Raw genomic sequence first — 14,780 nt, 5'->3', positions numbered from 1 at the left:
AATTATACGCACCTCAGCTCCGGTTTCTCTCGCCTCATGCCCGCTATTACTACAGACCTGCCCGCCCTCGCCCAATCCATCAAGGACTGGGGCCGCGAGCTGGGCTTTCAGCAAGTCGGCATCAGCGGCCTCGACCTGGCCGAGCATGAGCAGCACCTGGAGCGCTGGCTGGCGGCCGGCTACCACGGCGAAATGGATTACATGGGCGCCCACGGCAGCAAACGCTCGCATCCCGAAGAGCTTGTCCCCGGTACGTTGCGCGTAGTTTCCCTGCGCATGGACTACCTGCCCGGCGATACCCAAATGGCGCAATTACTGGCCCAACCGGAAAAAGCCTACGTATCGCGTTATGCCTTGGGCCGTGATTACCACAAATTGATCCGTAAACGTGTGCAACAACTGGCAGAAAAAATTCAGGCGGTCATCGGGCCGTTCGGCTACCGCGCCTTCGTCGACAGCGCGCCGGTGCTGGAAAAGGCCATTGCAGAAAAGGCCGGCCTGGGCTGGATCGGCAAAAACACCCTGGTGTTGAATCGCAAGGCCGGCAGTTACTTCTTCCTCAGCGAACTCTTTGTCGATCTGCCGCTGCCAGTCGATCCACCGCACAGCACCGAACATTGCGGGCGCTGCACTGCGTGCCTGGACATTTGCCCGACCAACGCCTTCGTCGGCCCCTATGTGCTGGACGCCCGGCGCTGCATTTCTTACCTGACCATCGAACTGAAAAGCGCGATCCCCGAAGACTTGCGCCCGTTGATCGGCAACCGGGTGTTCGGTTGCGATGACTGCCAGATTGTCTGCCCGTGGAACCGCTTCGCTCGCCCGTCCGGCGAAAGCGACTTCAAGCCACGGCATAACCTGGACAACGCCGAACTGGCTGAACTGTTCATGTGGGATGAGGACAGGTTCCTCAGCAGCACCGAAGGTTCACCATTGCGCCGTGCCGGTTACGAGCGTTGGTTGCGTAACCTCGCCGTGGGGCTAGGGAACGCACCCTCGAGCATTCCGGTGCTGGAAGCGTTGAAAGCGCGGCGCGACTATCCGTCGGAGCTGGTGCGTGAACATGTCGAGTGGGCGCTGAAACAACACGCCGAGCGTCAGGCTTCGTCGTTATAAACGAATTTCGGCATTTCCCAGTGGAAACGAATCGCCAGCAACCGCAACAGGAAACCGCCAAACAACGTGATCAAAATCGCCTGTTCGCCGGGTAATTGCAGGTAGATGCACAGCATGTAGCACCACGCCGCAGCGAACGAGACGCTGGCGTAGAGTTCGCGGCGGAAGATCAGCGGGATGTCGTTGCAGAAGATGTCGCGCAGGATGCCGCCGAACACCCCGGTGATCACGCCGCTGACCGAGGCCACCAGCATGCCGTGACCCATTTCCAGGGCGGTCATGCAGCCGATCAGGGTGAATGCCACCAGGCCCACGGCGTCGAGCACCAGAAACAGCGAACGCAAGTGACGCATCCAGCGCGCAGCGAAAACCGTGAACATGGCTGCAATCGATGTCAGCACCAAGTATTCCGGGTGTTTAACCCACGTCAGCGGGTAGTGACCGAGCAGCACGTCGCGCACCGAACCGCCGCCCAACGCCGTGATGCAGGCGATCAGCACCACACCAAACCAGTCCATACCGCGACGACCAGCGGACAGGGCACCGGTCATGGCTTCGGCGGTGATGGCGATCAGGTAGAGCATCAGCAACATGGTGGCGGTCCTTGCAGAAAGGCGCGCAGTCTAGCCATTTAGTCCCGGCACCAAAAGAGGGCAAGAGAAAGCATCACACGCAACCTGTGGCGAGGGAGCTTGCTCCCGCTGGAGCGCGAAGCGCTCCCCGGCATTCTTCCAGTCACACCGCATTTGCAGGTTTTACGACTGCTTCGCAGCCGAGCGGGAGCAAGCTCCCTCGCCACAAAGGCCCGACACCCTTCAGAACTTGATGAAATGCTTGCGGTAGTGCTGCAACTCGGCGATGGATTCGCGGATGTCGTCCAGGGCCAGGTGGGTGCTGCCTTTCTTGAAGCTGTCGCGCACGTCCGGTGCCCAGCGTGCGGCCAGCTCTTTCAGGGTCGACACGTCGAGGTTGCGGTAGTGGAAGTAGCTTTCCAGGGATTTCATGTGGGTATAAAGGAAGCGACGGTCCTGGCAGATGCTGTTGCCACAGATCGGCGACTTGCCCTTTGGCACCCATTTCTCCAGGAAGGCAATGGTCTCGGCTTCGGCTTCGGCCATGCTGATGCGGCTGTCGCGCACCCGTTGGGTCAGGCCCGAGCCGCCGTGTTGACGGGTGTTCCACTCGTCCATGCCGGCGAGGATCTCGTCGCTGTGGTGAATAGCGATCACCGGCCCTTCGGCCAAGGTATTCAGGTCACTGTCGGTGACAATGGTCGCCATTTCGATGATGACGTCGGTATCAGGGTTCAGACCGGTCATTTCCAGGTCGATCCAGATCAGATTCTGCGGGTTTTGCATATGTCGGCTCCTAGGCAATGCTGCGCAGTTTAGCCTAGGGCGGCGCCCGGGCGTGCTAAACTCGCGGCCGTTTTACCTAATCGCTGCATTCTTGATACGGAACACCCATGGCCAAACGCCAACTCAATCGTCGTCAAAACTGGCGCATCGAAAAGATCCAAGGTGAACGCGCTGCCCGCGCCGCCAAACGCGAGTCCTCGGCTGTCGAGGCACTTGAGGGCGGCGACCTGGGTCCGGAACAGACGGGCCTGGTGATCGCGCACTTCGGTGTGCAGGTCGAAGTCGAAGCCCTTGAGGGCGAACTGGCCGGCGAAGTGTTCCGCTGCCATTTGCGCGCCAACCTGCCGGCGCTGGTGACTGGTGATCAGGTGGTCTGGCGTGCCGGCAACCAAGGCATCGGGGTAATCGTGGCGCAACTGCCGCGTAAAACCGAACTTTGCCGTCCGGACAGCCGTGGCCAGCTCAAGCCCGTTGCAGCCAACGTCGATATGATCGTCATCGTCTTCGCCCCGCTGCCCGAGCCACACGCGAACCTGATCGACCGTTACCTGGTCGCTGCCGAGCACGCCGGGATTCGTCCGCTGCTGCTGCTCAACAAATTCGACCTGATCGACGAGCAGAACGCCCCGGCGCTGAATGCCTTGCTGGCGGTTTACCGCACGCTGGGTTACCCGGTGCTGGAGGTCTCGGCGCACCACGGCAACGGCATGGAACAGCTGCAAAAACAGCTGGACGGACGCATCAGCGTATTCGTCGGCCAGTCCGGCGTCGGCAAGTCCTCGCTGGTCAACAGCCTGCTGCCGGAAGTCGAAGCCCGTGTCGGCCCGCTGTCCGAGCTGTCCGGCCAGGGCACCCACACCACCACGACCGCGCGGTTGTTCCACTTCCCCGGTGGCGGTGAGTTGATCGACTCCCCGGGTATCCGCGAATTCGGTCTGGGCCACGTCAGCCGTGCCGACGTCGAAGCCGGTTTCATCGAGTTCAACGACTTGATCGGCACCTGCCGCTTCCGCGACTGCAAGCACGACCGCGAGCCGGGTTGCGCCCTGCTCAAGGCGCTGGAAGAAGGCCGCGTGCAGCAGCAACGGATGAACAGCTATCGCTCGATCATCGCCAGCCTGCCCGAAACCAGTTATTAAGTAGCCGTGATCATGTTCGTGATGCCACGAACATGATCCATGGGCGGCCGTTACCGCAGAAATGGATATGTACACCGCCCCCCCGTCGCCTGACACAAAGCCTTCGCGAGCAGGCTCGCTCCCACAGGGACTATGTCCACGCTAAAAATGCAGTGACGTCCAAACCCGTGAAAGCCGCACAAAAAAGCCGACATCTCTGTCGGCTTGATTGTTGTGGGTCACTGCTTCGGCGGCTCCACTGGTTTCGGTGCCGGGTCTTCGAAGATATTCAATCGCTCACGAAGCTCATGGGCCGGCAGCGGTTGTTTATCCGCCGGCAATGCGTTCGGATCGATCGGCGTGGCCGGCACTTCGCCCGGACCTCCCTGCCCTTGCGTTGGCGCAGGTGTCGGTTCAGCGCCTTGCGAACCTTCGATGGCGCGTTGGGCCTTTTTGGTCAGCACCACGATGTCGATCCGGCGATTGACCGGGTTGAACGGGTTCTCGCGATCGAACAGCGCCGACGAGGCATAACCGACCACCCGCGCCACTTGCTGATCCGGATAGCTGCCGGCGACCAGGGCACGGCGGGCGGCGTTGGCACGGTTGGCCGAGAGTTCCCAGTTGCCAAAATCACCGGTGCCCGAGTACGGCTTGGCATCGGTATGGCCGCTGATGCTGATCTTGTTCGGCACCGCTTTGATGGTGTCGGCCATGGCCAGCAGGATGTCTTCGAAATACGGTTTCAGACGCGCTGAGCCTGAGTCGAACATAGGCCGGTTTTCCGCGTCCATGATCTGGATGCGCAAGCCGTCCTGTGTGATTTCGAACAGGATCTGGTCCTTGAATTTTTGCAGCTGCGGGTTTTCATCGACCTTGTTCTGCAATTCTTGCAGCAACAGTTCCAGGCGTTCCTTCTCCACCTGTTCGGCCATGCCTTCGACCTGGTCGGTGTCGACGGTGACTCGGTCCGGCTGCGGCTGAGACTTCACCTCAGGATTGAGGGTGTTCTCCGGCGCCAGGGTCGGGGAGCCGCCCAGATCGATGATGTATGGCGTGCCGCTTTCGGAAAAACCGACCGGGTCCTTGAAGTAACCGGCGATGGCAATCTTCTGTTCCGGCGTTGCGGTGGACAACAACCACAGCACCAGGAAGAACGCCATCATCGCCGTCGCGAAGTCAGCGAAGGCGATTTTCCAGGAGCCCCCGTGATGTCCGGCCGCGTATTTTTTTACGCGTTTGATGATTATCGGCTGGTTGTTTTCCATGACTTAGCGACCGCGAACCGCTTGTTCCAGCTCAGCGAAGCTAGGACGGTGGGCCGGGTACAAAACCTTGCGGCCGAATTCCACTGCCAGCGATGGCGGCATGCCGGAAGCCGAAGCAACCAGCGAAGCCTTGATGGCTTCGTAGACGTTCAGCTCTTCCTTGGCTTCGTGGGCCAGGGCATGGGCCAGCGGGCCGAAGAAGCCGTAGGCGGCGAGAATACCGAAGAAAGTACCTACCAGTGCCGCACCCACGTGTAAGCCGATCATTTTCTGATCGCTTTCACCCAGGGAGGCCATGGTCACCACGATACCCAATACGGCCGCAACAATACCGAAGCCAGGCATGGCGTCGGCGATGCCGTTCACGGCGTGGGACGGGTGATCGAGGTCTTCCTTGAGGCTGGTCAGTTCCATGTCGAACAGACCTTCGAGCTCATGGGGCGCCATGTTGCCGGAGGACATGATGCGCAGGTAATCGCAGATGTAGGCGGTCATGCGGTCATCTTTCAGAACCGCAGGGTACTTGGCGAAGATCGGGCTCGCGGCGGCGTCTTCGATGTCGCCTTCGATCGCCATCATGCCTTCGCGGCGGCTCTTGTTGAGGATCTCGTAGATCAGGCCCAGCACTTCCAGATAGAACGTGTGGTTGAACCGCGAACTGAACATTCCCAGCGCTTTCTTGAGAACGAGTTTGAACATGTGACCTGGGTTGGCCTGCAGGAATGCACCGAGGGCCGCACCACCGATAATCAACACCTCGAAAGGTTGAATCAGGGCGGCAATCTTGCCGTGGGAAAGCACGTATCCGCCGAGCACGCTCGCGAATACGACGATGATGCCGATTATTTTAGCCATAGGTAGGAGAGCACTTACTGAGTCGGGTTCAAGGTCATATTCGGAAGTTAAAAAATCTCTTCTTCTACTTATCGGCAAAACTGCGCCAGACTATAGCCAGTTCAAGCGAAAAGCTAATTTAGCCCTCTCTGGGCATAGGTAATGCAGACGATGATCACGTCCAACCATGGCTAACGAAACGAACACCCCGATCCCAAAACCAACCACTCTTGAAGGCTGGGTCAAGCTTCTCGATGGCGTGCGTCTGCCGGTTCCGCAAGACAGTCACGACCGTGTCTGCAAGGCCCTCGCCGACAACCGCAGCTCGATTCGCGACATCGCCGAATTGTTGCAGGACAGCCCGGCCCTGGCCTTGAGCGTGATTCGTGAAGCCAATCGTCATACCCACGGCAGCATGACCGACCCGGCGGAAAACCTTGAGGTGGCGATCAATCGTCTCGGGTTGAAACGCACCGAGGAATTGCTCGCCCGGTTGCCTGCCGAACCGCAATCACAGATCCCGGTGGCGTTGCGTCAGCTGCAGATGATCAGCCAGCACGCGACCCAACAGGCCAACGGTTTTTTTGCCGCTCGCCTGGCGCGGCTCTGGCAGGACATCCACTGGGGCAGCCTGCTATTTCTCTCGCCGCTCTGGCCGATGGCGCTGACTCATCCGCAGTTGCTCGAAGAATGGGAACTGCGGGTCATTCATAAAGGCGAGTCAGCGCGCAAAGTCGAAAAGGACCTGTTCGGCGTTCGCCTGCTGGACATCTGCCAGGCGCTGGTGGACATCTGGCGCCTGCCGATCTGGGTGCAGCAAGGTTATCGCCTGCTGCTCAACGAGCAGCGCGAACTGGTCAAAGTCCTGCGTATTGCCCGGGACAGCGAGCATCCCTTGCGCCAGCAAAATCGCCTCGATGACGATCCGACCTTGCGTCGCTGGCTCAACCAACCGGCCAATACCGTGTTGCTGGCCAATGGGCTGGCACTGTCGGCGCAACAGGCCTGGGACAGCCCGCACAGCGAGCGCTGGCAATACCTGACCAGCCTTTACCTGCAAATGCCGATGAGCGACGTGCAGCAGCAACTGCATCAACAAGCCGTGAACAGCGCACACCAGCACGCCATGCCGGACATCTGGCACCCCGCCGTAGCGTTGATCTGGCCCTCGGGCGTGAACCGCATTCACGCCGGGTTGCTGCCGGCACCGGCGCCGACCACCGAAAACCTGACGGCATGGCGTAAACAATGTGCTGAACTGCTGGTTGAGCCGAGCCGCTTCACCAATGCGATGCACTTGACCACGTCGGCCCGGGACGCACTGGTCGCATGCGGTATGCGTCGAGTGATGATATTGATGGCTGACCGCACCCACGCCAATTTGCGTGCGCATCAAACGGCCGGGCTGGCGAAGGAAGCGGCGGGGCTAAACCTGGTCGTGAGTCAGAGCACTGTGCTGCAACGGTTGCTCTCGCAACAGGCCCAGGTGCGATTGACCCCGGCCAACAACGCCCAGTTCTCGGCGCTGCTACCCGCCAGCCTGCGTGCGCAGTTTCGCGGCGAACACCTGCTGCTGCGCTCGCTGGTCAACAATGGTCGGGTGATCATGGTCGTTGTGGCGGATCAGGGCGGCGGGCCATTCTCGGAAATCACCGTGCAAGCCTTCGGTAAAACCGCGCAGTGCATTGAAAAGGCACTCCATAGCTTTAGCCAGCGCGGTCAATGAATGCTGCGCTACAATCCTCCCTTTTGTGCTCTGGAGACCTCACATGTCTGACTTCTCTGGCTTGGCGCTGGTCATCGAGCCGAGCGACTTGCTCCCTCGCCTTGAGTCCCGCGAACTGATTCTGGTGGACCTGACCAGCAGTGCCCGCTATACCGAAGGGCATATTCCCGGTGCACGCTTTGTCGATCCCAAACGCACACAACTCGGCCAGGCGCCTGCGCCTGGGCTGATGCCGCCGCAAGCGGCACTCGAAACGTTGTTCGGTGAGTTGGGACATAACGCCAATGCCACCTACGTGGTCTATGACGACGAAGGCGGCGGCTGGGCCGGGCGCTTTATCTGGCTGCTCGATGTCATCGGCCATCGCAACTACCACTATCTCGACGGCGGCCTGACAGCCTGGCTGGCAGAAGGCATGCCCATGTCGATCCAGATCCCGGCCCCCGCTGGCGGCCCGATTGCGTTGACCCTGCACGACGAGCCGACCGCCACCCGCGAATACCTGCAAAGCCGCCTCGGTGCCGCCGACCTGGCGATCTGGGACGCGCGTGGCCCTCTGGAATACTCCGGCGAGAAAGTCCTCGCAGCCAAGGCCGGACACATTCCCGGCGCGGTGAATTTCGAATGGACGGCCGGCATGGATCAAGCGCGCAACCTGCGCATCCGCACGGACATGCCGCAGATCCTGGAACAACTCGGTATCACCAAAGACAAAGAAGTCATTACCCACTGCCAGACTCACCATCGCTCTGGCTTCACTTATCTGGTGGCCAAATCCCTCGGTTATCCGCGGGTCAAAGGCTACGCCGGCTCCTGGGGCGAATGGGGCAACCACCCCGATACGCCCGTAGAGATTTAAGGTTTTTAAGGACAGTCCATGAATAAGCGTTTGTTTATCCTCAGCCAATACCTGCTGCCTCACCACTTGCTCTCGCGACTGGCCGGCTGCATTGCCGAATGCCGCGTGCGTTGGTTCAAGAATGCCTTTACCGCCTGGTTCGCCAAGCGCTATCAGGTGGACATGTCCCAGGCGCTGGTCGAAGACCTGACGGCTTACGAGCACTTCAACGCGTTCTTCACCCGCGCCTTGAAAGACGGCGCTCGCCCGCTCGATGAAACCCCGGGCGCCATTCTCAGCCCGGCCGACGGTGCGGTCAGCCAACTCGGCCCGATCGAACATGGCCGCGTGTTCCAGGCCAAGGGCCACAGCTTCAGCGTGCTGGAATTGCTGGGCGGTGATGCCGCCAATGCTGCGCCGTTCATGGGCGGCGACTTTGCGACGATTTACCTGTCACCGAAAGACTACCACCGCGTGCACATGCCGCTGGCCGGTACCCTGCGCGAGATGGTCTACATCCCGGGCCGGATTTTCTCGGTCAACCAGACCACCGCCGAAAACGTGCCGGAACTGTTTGCCCGCAACGAACGTGTGGCGTGCATTTTCGACACCGAGCGCGGGCCGATGGCCGTGGTGCTGGTGGGCGCGATGATCGTGGCGTCGATTGAAACCGTGTGGGCCGGGCTGGTGACGCCGCCGAAACGCGAGCTGAAAACCTTCCGTTACGACGAAGCCGCCCGCGCGCCAACCCATCTGGAAAAAGGTGAGGAACTGGGTCGCTTCAAGCTGGGTTCGACCGCTGTGGTGCTGTTCGGGCCGGATCAGGTGAAGTGGGTTGAAGGGCTCGGCGCCCTGTCGCCAGTACAAATGGGCCAGGCGCTGGGCCTGCCAGCAGCCTGATTGGCTAATCCGCCCCGTCGAACGTCTTCGAAGGGGCGGACATTTCGGTAGCGCCGTTACTCTATCTGCCCACGAAAGCCGATCGGCCCTTCGTTGGCGTAGGTATTGGTGCCACTGAGGTTTTTCCCTCCATCACTGGAGGTGACGCTCAACGCCACAACGTTCTGATTATCACGGCCGCCGATGACCCACTTACCACCCGGATGCCATGGAGCGTCATTGCCGCCCCACTGATTTTCCACGTTGTACTGGTTCTGGCCCGTGCGCTGAGCCTTGAAGCCAATGGGACCTTCACCCGCGTAAGTCATTGTGCCGGTGAAGCTCTTCCCGCCATCGCCCGATTTGATCTCGATCGCGACCACGTTCTGGTTGTCCCTCGCACCCAACGTCCAGTCTCCGCCCGGATGCCAGGGTGCCGAACTACCGCCCCATTGATTTGCCACTACGTATCTAGACATGAACCTCATCTCCTTGAAGTTACAAGAGACCTGCCCTGCGTAGGCAGCAGGCCGCACGACCGTGCGTATCCAGTCGCACGTGTGTCAGATTAGTAGTACGCCCGGGCAGCACTCGACTGACAGACAAACGGTCGACATCCGTAACTGCTACAGTCAGATCATTCACTGCCCATTTCCCGGTTGGAGTTTTTCTACGGCATGAATGAAACCAGCCCTCACCTGCTGCTACGCGCCCCGATCCCGGCTCAATTGCGCCTGACATTCTGTGAACCGACGCCACGCGACCTCAAGCGCTGGATCGCCAACCTGCCCAAAGCAAACATCGGTGAAACCGCTCGCCTGCTCTATCAAGGCTTGAGCGAACTCAACCAGCTGCTCACCCCCAGCGACAATCGCCTGCAACTGCTCGAACTGTTGCGACCCGAGGTGTATTACGTCTGCAAACACCTGGAACGGCATTTCCTGCACCAGGCGATAGTGCTCGACGAGCGTTCGCGCAAGATCGCCAACCTCTGCCAGGCCCTGCAAAATCACTTGGCGATTGGTTACAAACAGATCGTCGTGCGCATCACCCCGCGCTTCAGCAAGGACCGAGCATCGCTGCTGACCCAAGCGTTGCAGCGGGCGATCCATTGCCTGAACGGGCCGCTGATTCGCTCGACTCAACTGTATTGCCCGGTACCGGAAGGCCTGTGGCTGGAGCTGCATCAGCTGTATCGGATCGCCTGCGCACTCAAACTCCAGCACCTGAGCCTGCGCGATGAGTTGGCCAGCCAGACCAAAACCCTGAGCGTCGAACAGACTTATGTAACCGCCCTGCTGCTGGGCGCGTCCCGCTGCAATCAACTGCGCCAGAACCAGATCGCCCGGCTCGCCGAGGTCTTGGAGCCCTGGAGCCAATGGATAAAGTTGCAACCCGGCCAACCCGCAGACGGATTGTTTGCCGTCGCGGCGGACCTCGACACCGGGCCGCGCTATCGTTCGAAATTCAGGGCCGAGCAGCAGGCCGGTTTGCTGGGGATTGATCCGCAGCCGCTGGTCGCCGCCATCGAAGCGCATCTGCAAGGCAATGACGGCACAACGCCGCTGCCGGTACCGACCGGGCTGAGCCTGGATACCCTGCAACACCTGCACGCTGCCTGGGGCCAGGCGGCCGAGCGCAGTTTTCAGCGCACGGTTGGCCAAGGCACCTTGACCTTGTGTGTGGGCATGAGCGCATTGCACTTCTACCTGGGCGGGCAACGTTCGTTCAGCGATATTCTGAAAAACTCCGGCACTCGACTCGCGCAGTTCTCGGCAGCGCCCCCGACGAACCAGGGAAAGGACCAATGGCACCACGCGTTCGACGCCGCCCCCCACGGCAGCGCCGATACCTTGTTGCCCTACGAAGAAATTGAATACCCGCACCTCCAGAGCGACGACGGCCAGGAGGCGGCCGATAACAATCGGCACTTTCCGACTTACGCCCTGCCGGTCATCAACCACAGCCCCGGCGGTTATTGCCTGGCGTGGCCCGACGCGGTGCCCGCCGAGTTGCAGGCTGGCGAAATGATCGGCATCCAGGACTCTACCAATCAGGGCTGGAGTATTGCGGTGGTGCGCTGGATTCGTCAGGTGCGCGGTGGCGGGACGCAAATGGGGATCGAGCAGGTCGCGCCTTACGCCGAGCCTTGCGGGTTGCAACTGGTGCGAACGCGGGACGACCACAGTCAATATCTGCGCGGCCTGTTGCTGCCGGAAATCAGCGCCATCGACCTGCCCGCCACGTTGCTCGCTCCGCGCCTGCCCTTTCAGGAAGGCAGCAAAGTGCTGATCAACACCAACGGCCAGGAACGCCGCGCCGGGCTGGATCGGCGAGTAGCGAGCACCAACAGCTTCAATCAGTTTGCCTACCGTTCGCTGGAGGCGAGCAGAAACGACAACGCCGCGGGGAGCGGCGTCGAGGAGGATTTCGATTCGTTGTGGAAGTCGCTCTGAGGATGAATCCAATACCTGTGGCGAGGGATCTTGCTCCCGTATGGACTGCGTAGCAGTCCTTTTTCGGGGCCGCTTCGCAGCCCAGCGGGACGGTGCGGCGATCCGACAAGCTCCCTCGCCACAAGCGCCTTTCAGCCCTGGGGAGACTCAGAGCTGCCCGTCACGGTCCCGAAAGCCCAGCAGATACAGCACGCCATCCAATCCAAGGGTGGAAATCGCCTGCTTTGCCGACTGCTTCACCAGCGGCTTGGCGCGGAACGCCACGCCCAGGCCGGCAATTGCCAGCATCGGCAAATCGTTGGCACCGTCGCCGACCGCAATGGTCTGCTCCAGGCGCAAACCTTCCTTGTGCGCCAGCTCCTTCAGCAGATCCGCCTTGCGCTGCGCATCGACAATCGGCTCGACCGCCACACCGGTGACCTTGCCGTCGACCACTTCCAGCTCGTTGGCAAACACATAGTCGATGCCCAACTTGGCCTGCAATTGCTTGGCGAAGTAGGTGAAGCCGCCCGACAGAATCGCAGTCTTGTAGCCCAGACGCTTTAGCTCGGCAAACAGGGTTTCGGCGCCTTCAGTCAGGCGCAACGAAGCACCGATCGAATCCAGCACGCTGACGTCCAGCCCCTTGAGCAAGGCCAGGCGTTCCTTGAAGCTCGCGCGAAAATCCAGTTCACCGGCCATCGCTCGCTCGGTGATTTCCGACACCTGATCGCCCACGCCCGCTGCCTTGGCCAGTTCGTCGATGACTTCGGCTTCGATCAGCGTCGAGTCCATGTCAAATACCGCCAGGCGGCGGTTACGGCGAAACAGCGAATCTTCCTGAAAGGCGATGTCGACGTTCAGTTCCTGGGCGACGCTGAGGAATTCAGCCCGCAGCGCCTGCGGGTCAGCCGCTTCGCCGCGCACGGAAAACTCGATGCAGCCCTTGCCCTTGTCGGCCGGGGTGTCCAACGGCATGCGCCCGGACAAGCGATCGATGTGGTCGATGTTCAGGCCATATTTGGCGGTGATCGAGCTCACGGCCTGCAACTGTCCGGCGGTTACTTTGCGGGTCAACAGCGTCACGATGTGGCGCTTTTTGCCCTGATTGCCGACCCACTGCTGGTAATCCCCTTCGGACACCGGGGTGAATCGCACCTGCTGATCGAGCTCGTACCCCTTGAACAGGATGTCCTTGAGCACCGACTTGCCTTGCTCGGTATCAGGAATTTCAACCAGGATGCCGAACGACAGGGTGTCGTGGATCACCGCCTGACCAATGTCGAGAATGTTCACACCACCCTGGGCCAGAACACCGGTAATGGCCGCAGTCAGACCCGGTCGGTCGACTCCCGTGATGTTTATCAGGACGATTTCGCGCAAGGCGCACCCCCGCAAGTGGAAAAAAACCGCATTCTACCCACTTTCAGTGACCATCGGGCACCGTGAGCGCTTTGCCGGTCTAGGGCCTGTCGCTATACTGCGCGTCAACTTCACGGACAAAAGAGCCGAGCTCAAGTGAACCGGCCCACGCCAGTAAAAACCGATAACTTCTTTCTGCTGATCTTCCGTGCACTGCGCCACCGCCGTGTACCGATTGCATTGCGCATCGCCAGCCATAACGTGATCCTGGTCGCTCTGGCCCTGGTGATCTACGCCTGCGTGATGGGTTTGCAGTTCAAGCAGGCCATGCACGAGCAGGCCGATGCGCTGGGTGAAAGCCTGACCACGCAGACTGCCACGTCCGCCACGGAGCTGTTGGTGTCCAACGACATCCTCAGCCTCAACGTGCTGCTCAACAACCTGACCAAAAACAAGCTGGTGGCCCACGCCGCCATTTACAGCGTGGATAACCGCATCCTCGCCGAAGCCGGTCAGCGCCCCAAGCACAGCCTGCTGGGCGAAGCCGAGGGCATGTACCAGAGCAAGATCACGTTCCAGGACGTCACCGCCGGGCAACTGCGCATCAGCCTGGACATGGATCAGTTCCAGCAGCCCATGACCATCAGCCTGCAAAGCATGGGCATTTTGAGTGCGATTCTGCTGGCCCTGTCCCTGGCCTTGAGCCTGCGCCTGGGCCGGCACATCTCCACGCCGCTGCTGCAACTGCGCGTGTGGCTGCGCAATATCGACGAATACACCCCGGCCACCGAGCGCCAGGACGAGATCGGCGATCTGGCCCGTCAGCTGCACGCCAACTTCGCGCCGGAGCCGGCCGAACCGGAACCCGTGCCGGAGCCGGAATACGACGACAGCGACTATGAAGACGCCGACGATAACGAGCCGTCCTTCGAAGTGCGCAACCTGCGGGATCCGAGTTTCGATGAAAGCAAACCTGTGGCCGGCCTCAAGCCAGCGCCACGGCGCAGTGTCAGCACCGTTGAAGACGACGATGACGACGATGCGTTTGCTGACTTGCGCGATGAATCGGCCGACGTTGCGCCTAAACCGCTCGCCAAACCGGTGATTTCGAACGTGCCGCAGCACAGCGCCGTACTGGCCGTGCAGCTGGGGGCTCAAGATCAACTGCGTCGTCTGCCTCGCACCCGGCTGGAAGAACTGCTGAAACGCTATCGCGACTGCCTCGATCAGGCAGCTTCGCTCTATCAGAGCGAACTGCACACCCTGAACGATGGCAGCACGCTGATGCTTTTCCACACCGAAGACAGCGGCGACGATTACCTGACCAACGCAATCTGCTGCGGTGAATTGCTGCGAGCCTTGGGTCATCAGTTGCAGATTGAAGTTGCAGACAGCGGCATCACCCTGCAATTGCAGCTGGGCCTGACGCTGGGTGATGAGCTATTCGGTCTGAGCCAGATCGACCTGCTGCTGACCGAAGCCGCTCAGGATGCCCTGGCCTTGTCGCAACACAGCCGCAACCTGCTGCTGGTGGAGCGCAAGATCGGTGACGACGCGCTGATACGCCAGCGTGCGCGGATCCGCCCGATTGCCAGCCCTGAGGGTGCGTGCTGTGTGGAGCGGTTGATGGAGCCTTATCCGTCGATGCTGGAGCGACAACTGGCGCGGATGCATGAGCGTCGGGCGTAAGCCTTAAACCCCAGAAGTGAAGAAGCCCGCAGACGAGTGATCGTCTGCGGGCTTTTTTGTTGCCTGTGTCCCGGCCTCTTCGCGAGCAGGCTCGCTCCCACAGGTCCTGCGTCGTTCGCGCGATAGGTGTACGACACAAAACCTGTGGGAGCGAGCC

At 60.7% G+C, this 14,780-nt stretch carries 13 protein-coding genes; 7 read left to right on the top strand and 6 right to left on the bottom strand.

The window, feature by feature from the left end; genetic code table 11:
- The first annotated feature begins 36 nt into the window (after positions 1 to 36).
- Entirely contained in the window at positions 37 to 1,116 is a 1,080-nt protein-coding gene (gene queG / locus QMX98_RS10495) for a tRNA epoxyqueuosine(34) reductase QueG (protein ID WP_083375176.1), read from the top strand.
- Here the strand turns inward: queG and QMX98_RS10490 are convergent.
- On the bottom strand, positions 1,098 to 1,709 hold the full coding sequence (locus tag QMX98_RS10490; RefSeq protein ID WP_007945604.1) for a trimeric intracellular cation channel family protein: 612 nt from the start codon (positions 1,707 to 1,709) through the stop codon (positions 1,098 to 1,100). The genes queG and QMX98_RS10490 overlap by 19 nt on opposite strands.
- A gap of 222 nt (positions 1,710 to 1,931) precedes the next feature.
- Positions 1,932 to 2,474: an oligoribonuclease gene (gene orn / locus QMX98_RS10485; RefSeq protein WP_007995036.1), complete on the bottom strand. Its 543-nt coding sequence runs from the start codon at positions 2,472 to 2,474 to the stop codon at positions 1,932 to 1,934.
- A gap of 107 nt (positions 2,475 to 2,581) precedes the next feature.
- Here orn and rsgA point away from each other — a divergent pair, with 107 nt between their 5' ends.
- A complete protein-coding gene (gene rsgA, locus QMX98_RS10480) occupies positions 2,582 to 3,613 on the top strand; it encodes a small ribosomal subunit biogenesis GTPase RsgA (protein ID WP_010464204.1) in 1,032 nt (343 codons plus the stop codon).
- A 218-nt stretch (positions 3,614 to 3,831) separates the two neighbouring features.
- Here rsgA and motB read toward each other — a convergent pair whose 3' ends face one another.
- Both motB and motA read right to left on the bottom strand, forming a co-directional pair.
- Positions 3,832 to 4,860: a flagellar motor protein MotB gene (motB, locus tag QMX98_RS10475; RefSeq protein WP_282410736.1), complete on the bottom strand. Its 1,029-nt coding sequence runs from the start codon at positions 4,858 to 4,860 to the stop codon at positions 3,832 to 3,834.
- A gap of 3 nt (positions 4,861 to 4,863) precedes the next feature.
- Positions 4,864 to 5,715, bottom strand: coding sequence for a flagellar motor stator protein MotA (motA, locus tag QMX98_RS10470; protein ID WP_077750234.1), 852 nt, complete (start codon positions 5,713 to 5,715; stop codon positions 4,864 to 4,866).
- A gap of 166 nt (positions 5,716 to 5,881) precedes the next feature.
- Here motA and QMX98_RS10465 point away from each other — a divergent pair, with 166 nt between their 5' ends.
- Genes QMX98_RS10465 through asd form a run of 3 tightly spaced genes read left to right on the top strand, consistent with a single transcriptional unit; the run spans position 5,882 to position 9,158 of the window.
- Positions 5,882 to 7,420, top strand: coding sequence for an HDOD domain-containing protein (locus QMX98_RS10465; RefSeq protein WP_083375179.1), 1,539 nt, complete (start codon positions 5,882 to 5,884; stop codon positions 7,418 to 7,420).
- A gap of 43 nt (positions 7,421 to 7,463) precedes the next feature.
- A complete protein-coding gene (locus QMX98_RS10460) occupies positions 7,464 to 8,279 on the top strand; it encodes a rhodanese-like domain-containing protein (protein ID WP_010464217.1) in 816 nt (271 codons plus the stop codon).
- An 18-nt stretch (positions 8,280 to 8,297) separates the two neighbouring features.
- On the top strand, positions 8,298 to 9,158 hold the full coding sequence (asd, locus tag QMX98_RS10455) for an archaetidylserine decarboxylase (protein WP_282410735.1): 861 nt from the start codon (positions 8,298 to 8,300) through the stop codon (positions 9,156 to 9,158).
- A 56-nt stretch (positions 9,159 to 9,214) separates the two neighbouring features.
- Here asd and QMX98_RS10450 read toward each other — a convergent pair whose 3' ends face one another.
- On the bottom strand, positions 9,215 to 9,616 hold the full coding sequence (locus QMX98_RS10450) for a hypothetical protein (RefSeq protein WP_042932429.1): 402 nt from the start codon (positions 9,614 to 9,616) through the stop codon (positions 9,215 to 9,217).
- A 198-nt stretch (positions 9,617 to 9,814) separates the two neighbouring features.
- On the opposite strand from QMX98_RS10450, the gene QMX98_RS10445 reads away from it, so the two are divergent.
- Positions 9,815 to 11,593 (top strand): molecular chaperone, encoded by a 1,779-nt coding sequence (locus QMX98_RS10445; RefSeq protein ID WP_282410734.1) that lies wholly within the window; start codon positions 9,815 to 9,817, stop codon positions 11,591 to 11,593.
- A gap of 147 nt (positions 11,594 to 11,740) precedes the next feature.
- Here the strand turns inward: QMX98_RS10445 and serB are convergent, their stop codons facing one another.
- Positions 11,741 to 12,955 (bottom strand): phosphoserine phosphatase SerB, encoded by a 1,215-nt coding sequence (serB, locus tag QMX98_RS10440; protein WP_010464223.1) that lies wholly within the window; start codon positions 12,953 to 12,955, stop codon positions 11,741 to 11,743.
- 135 nt (positions 12,956 to 13,090) lie between these two features.
- Here serB and QMX98_RS10435 point away from each other — a divergent pair, with 135 nt between their 5' ends.
- Positions 13,091 to 14,623, top strand: a complete 1,533-nt coding sequence (locus QMX98_RS10435; RefSeq protein ID WP_010464226.1) for an AhpA/YtjB family protein — start codon at positions 13,091 to 13,093, stop codon at positions 14,621 to 14,623.
- The last annotated feature ends 157 nt before the right edge of the window (positions 14,624 to 14,780 follow it).

Source organism: Pseudomonas sp. PS02303 (assembly GCF_029959925.1).
GTDB classification, from domain to species: Bacteria; Pseudomonadota; Gammaproteobacteria; order Pseudomonadales; family Pseudomonadaceae; genus Aquipseudomonas; species Aquipseudomonas mandelii.
The sequence above is the reverse complement of the archived record's forward strand: the minus strand, read 5'-3'. Positions and strand labels throughout refer to the sequence as shown.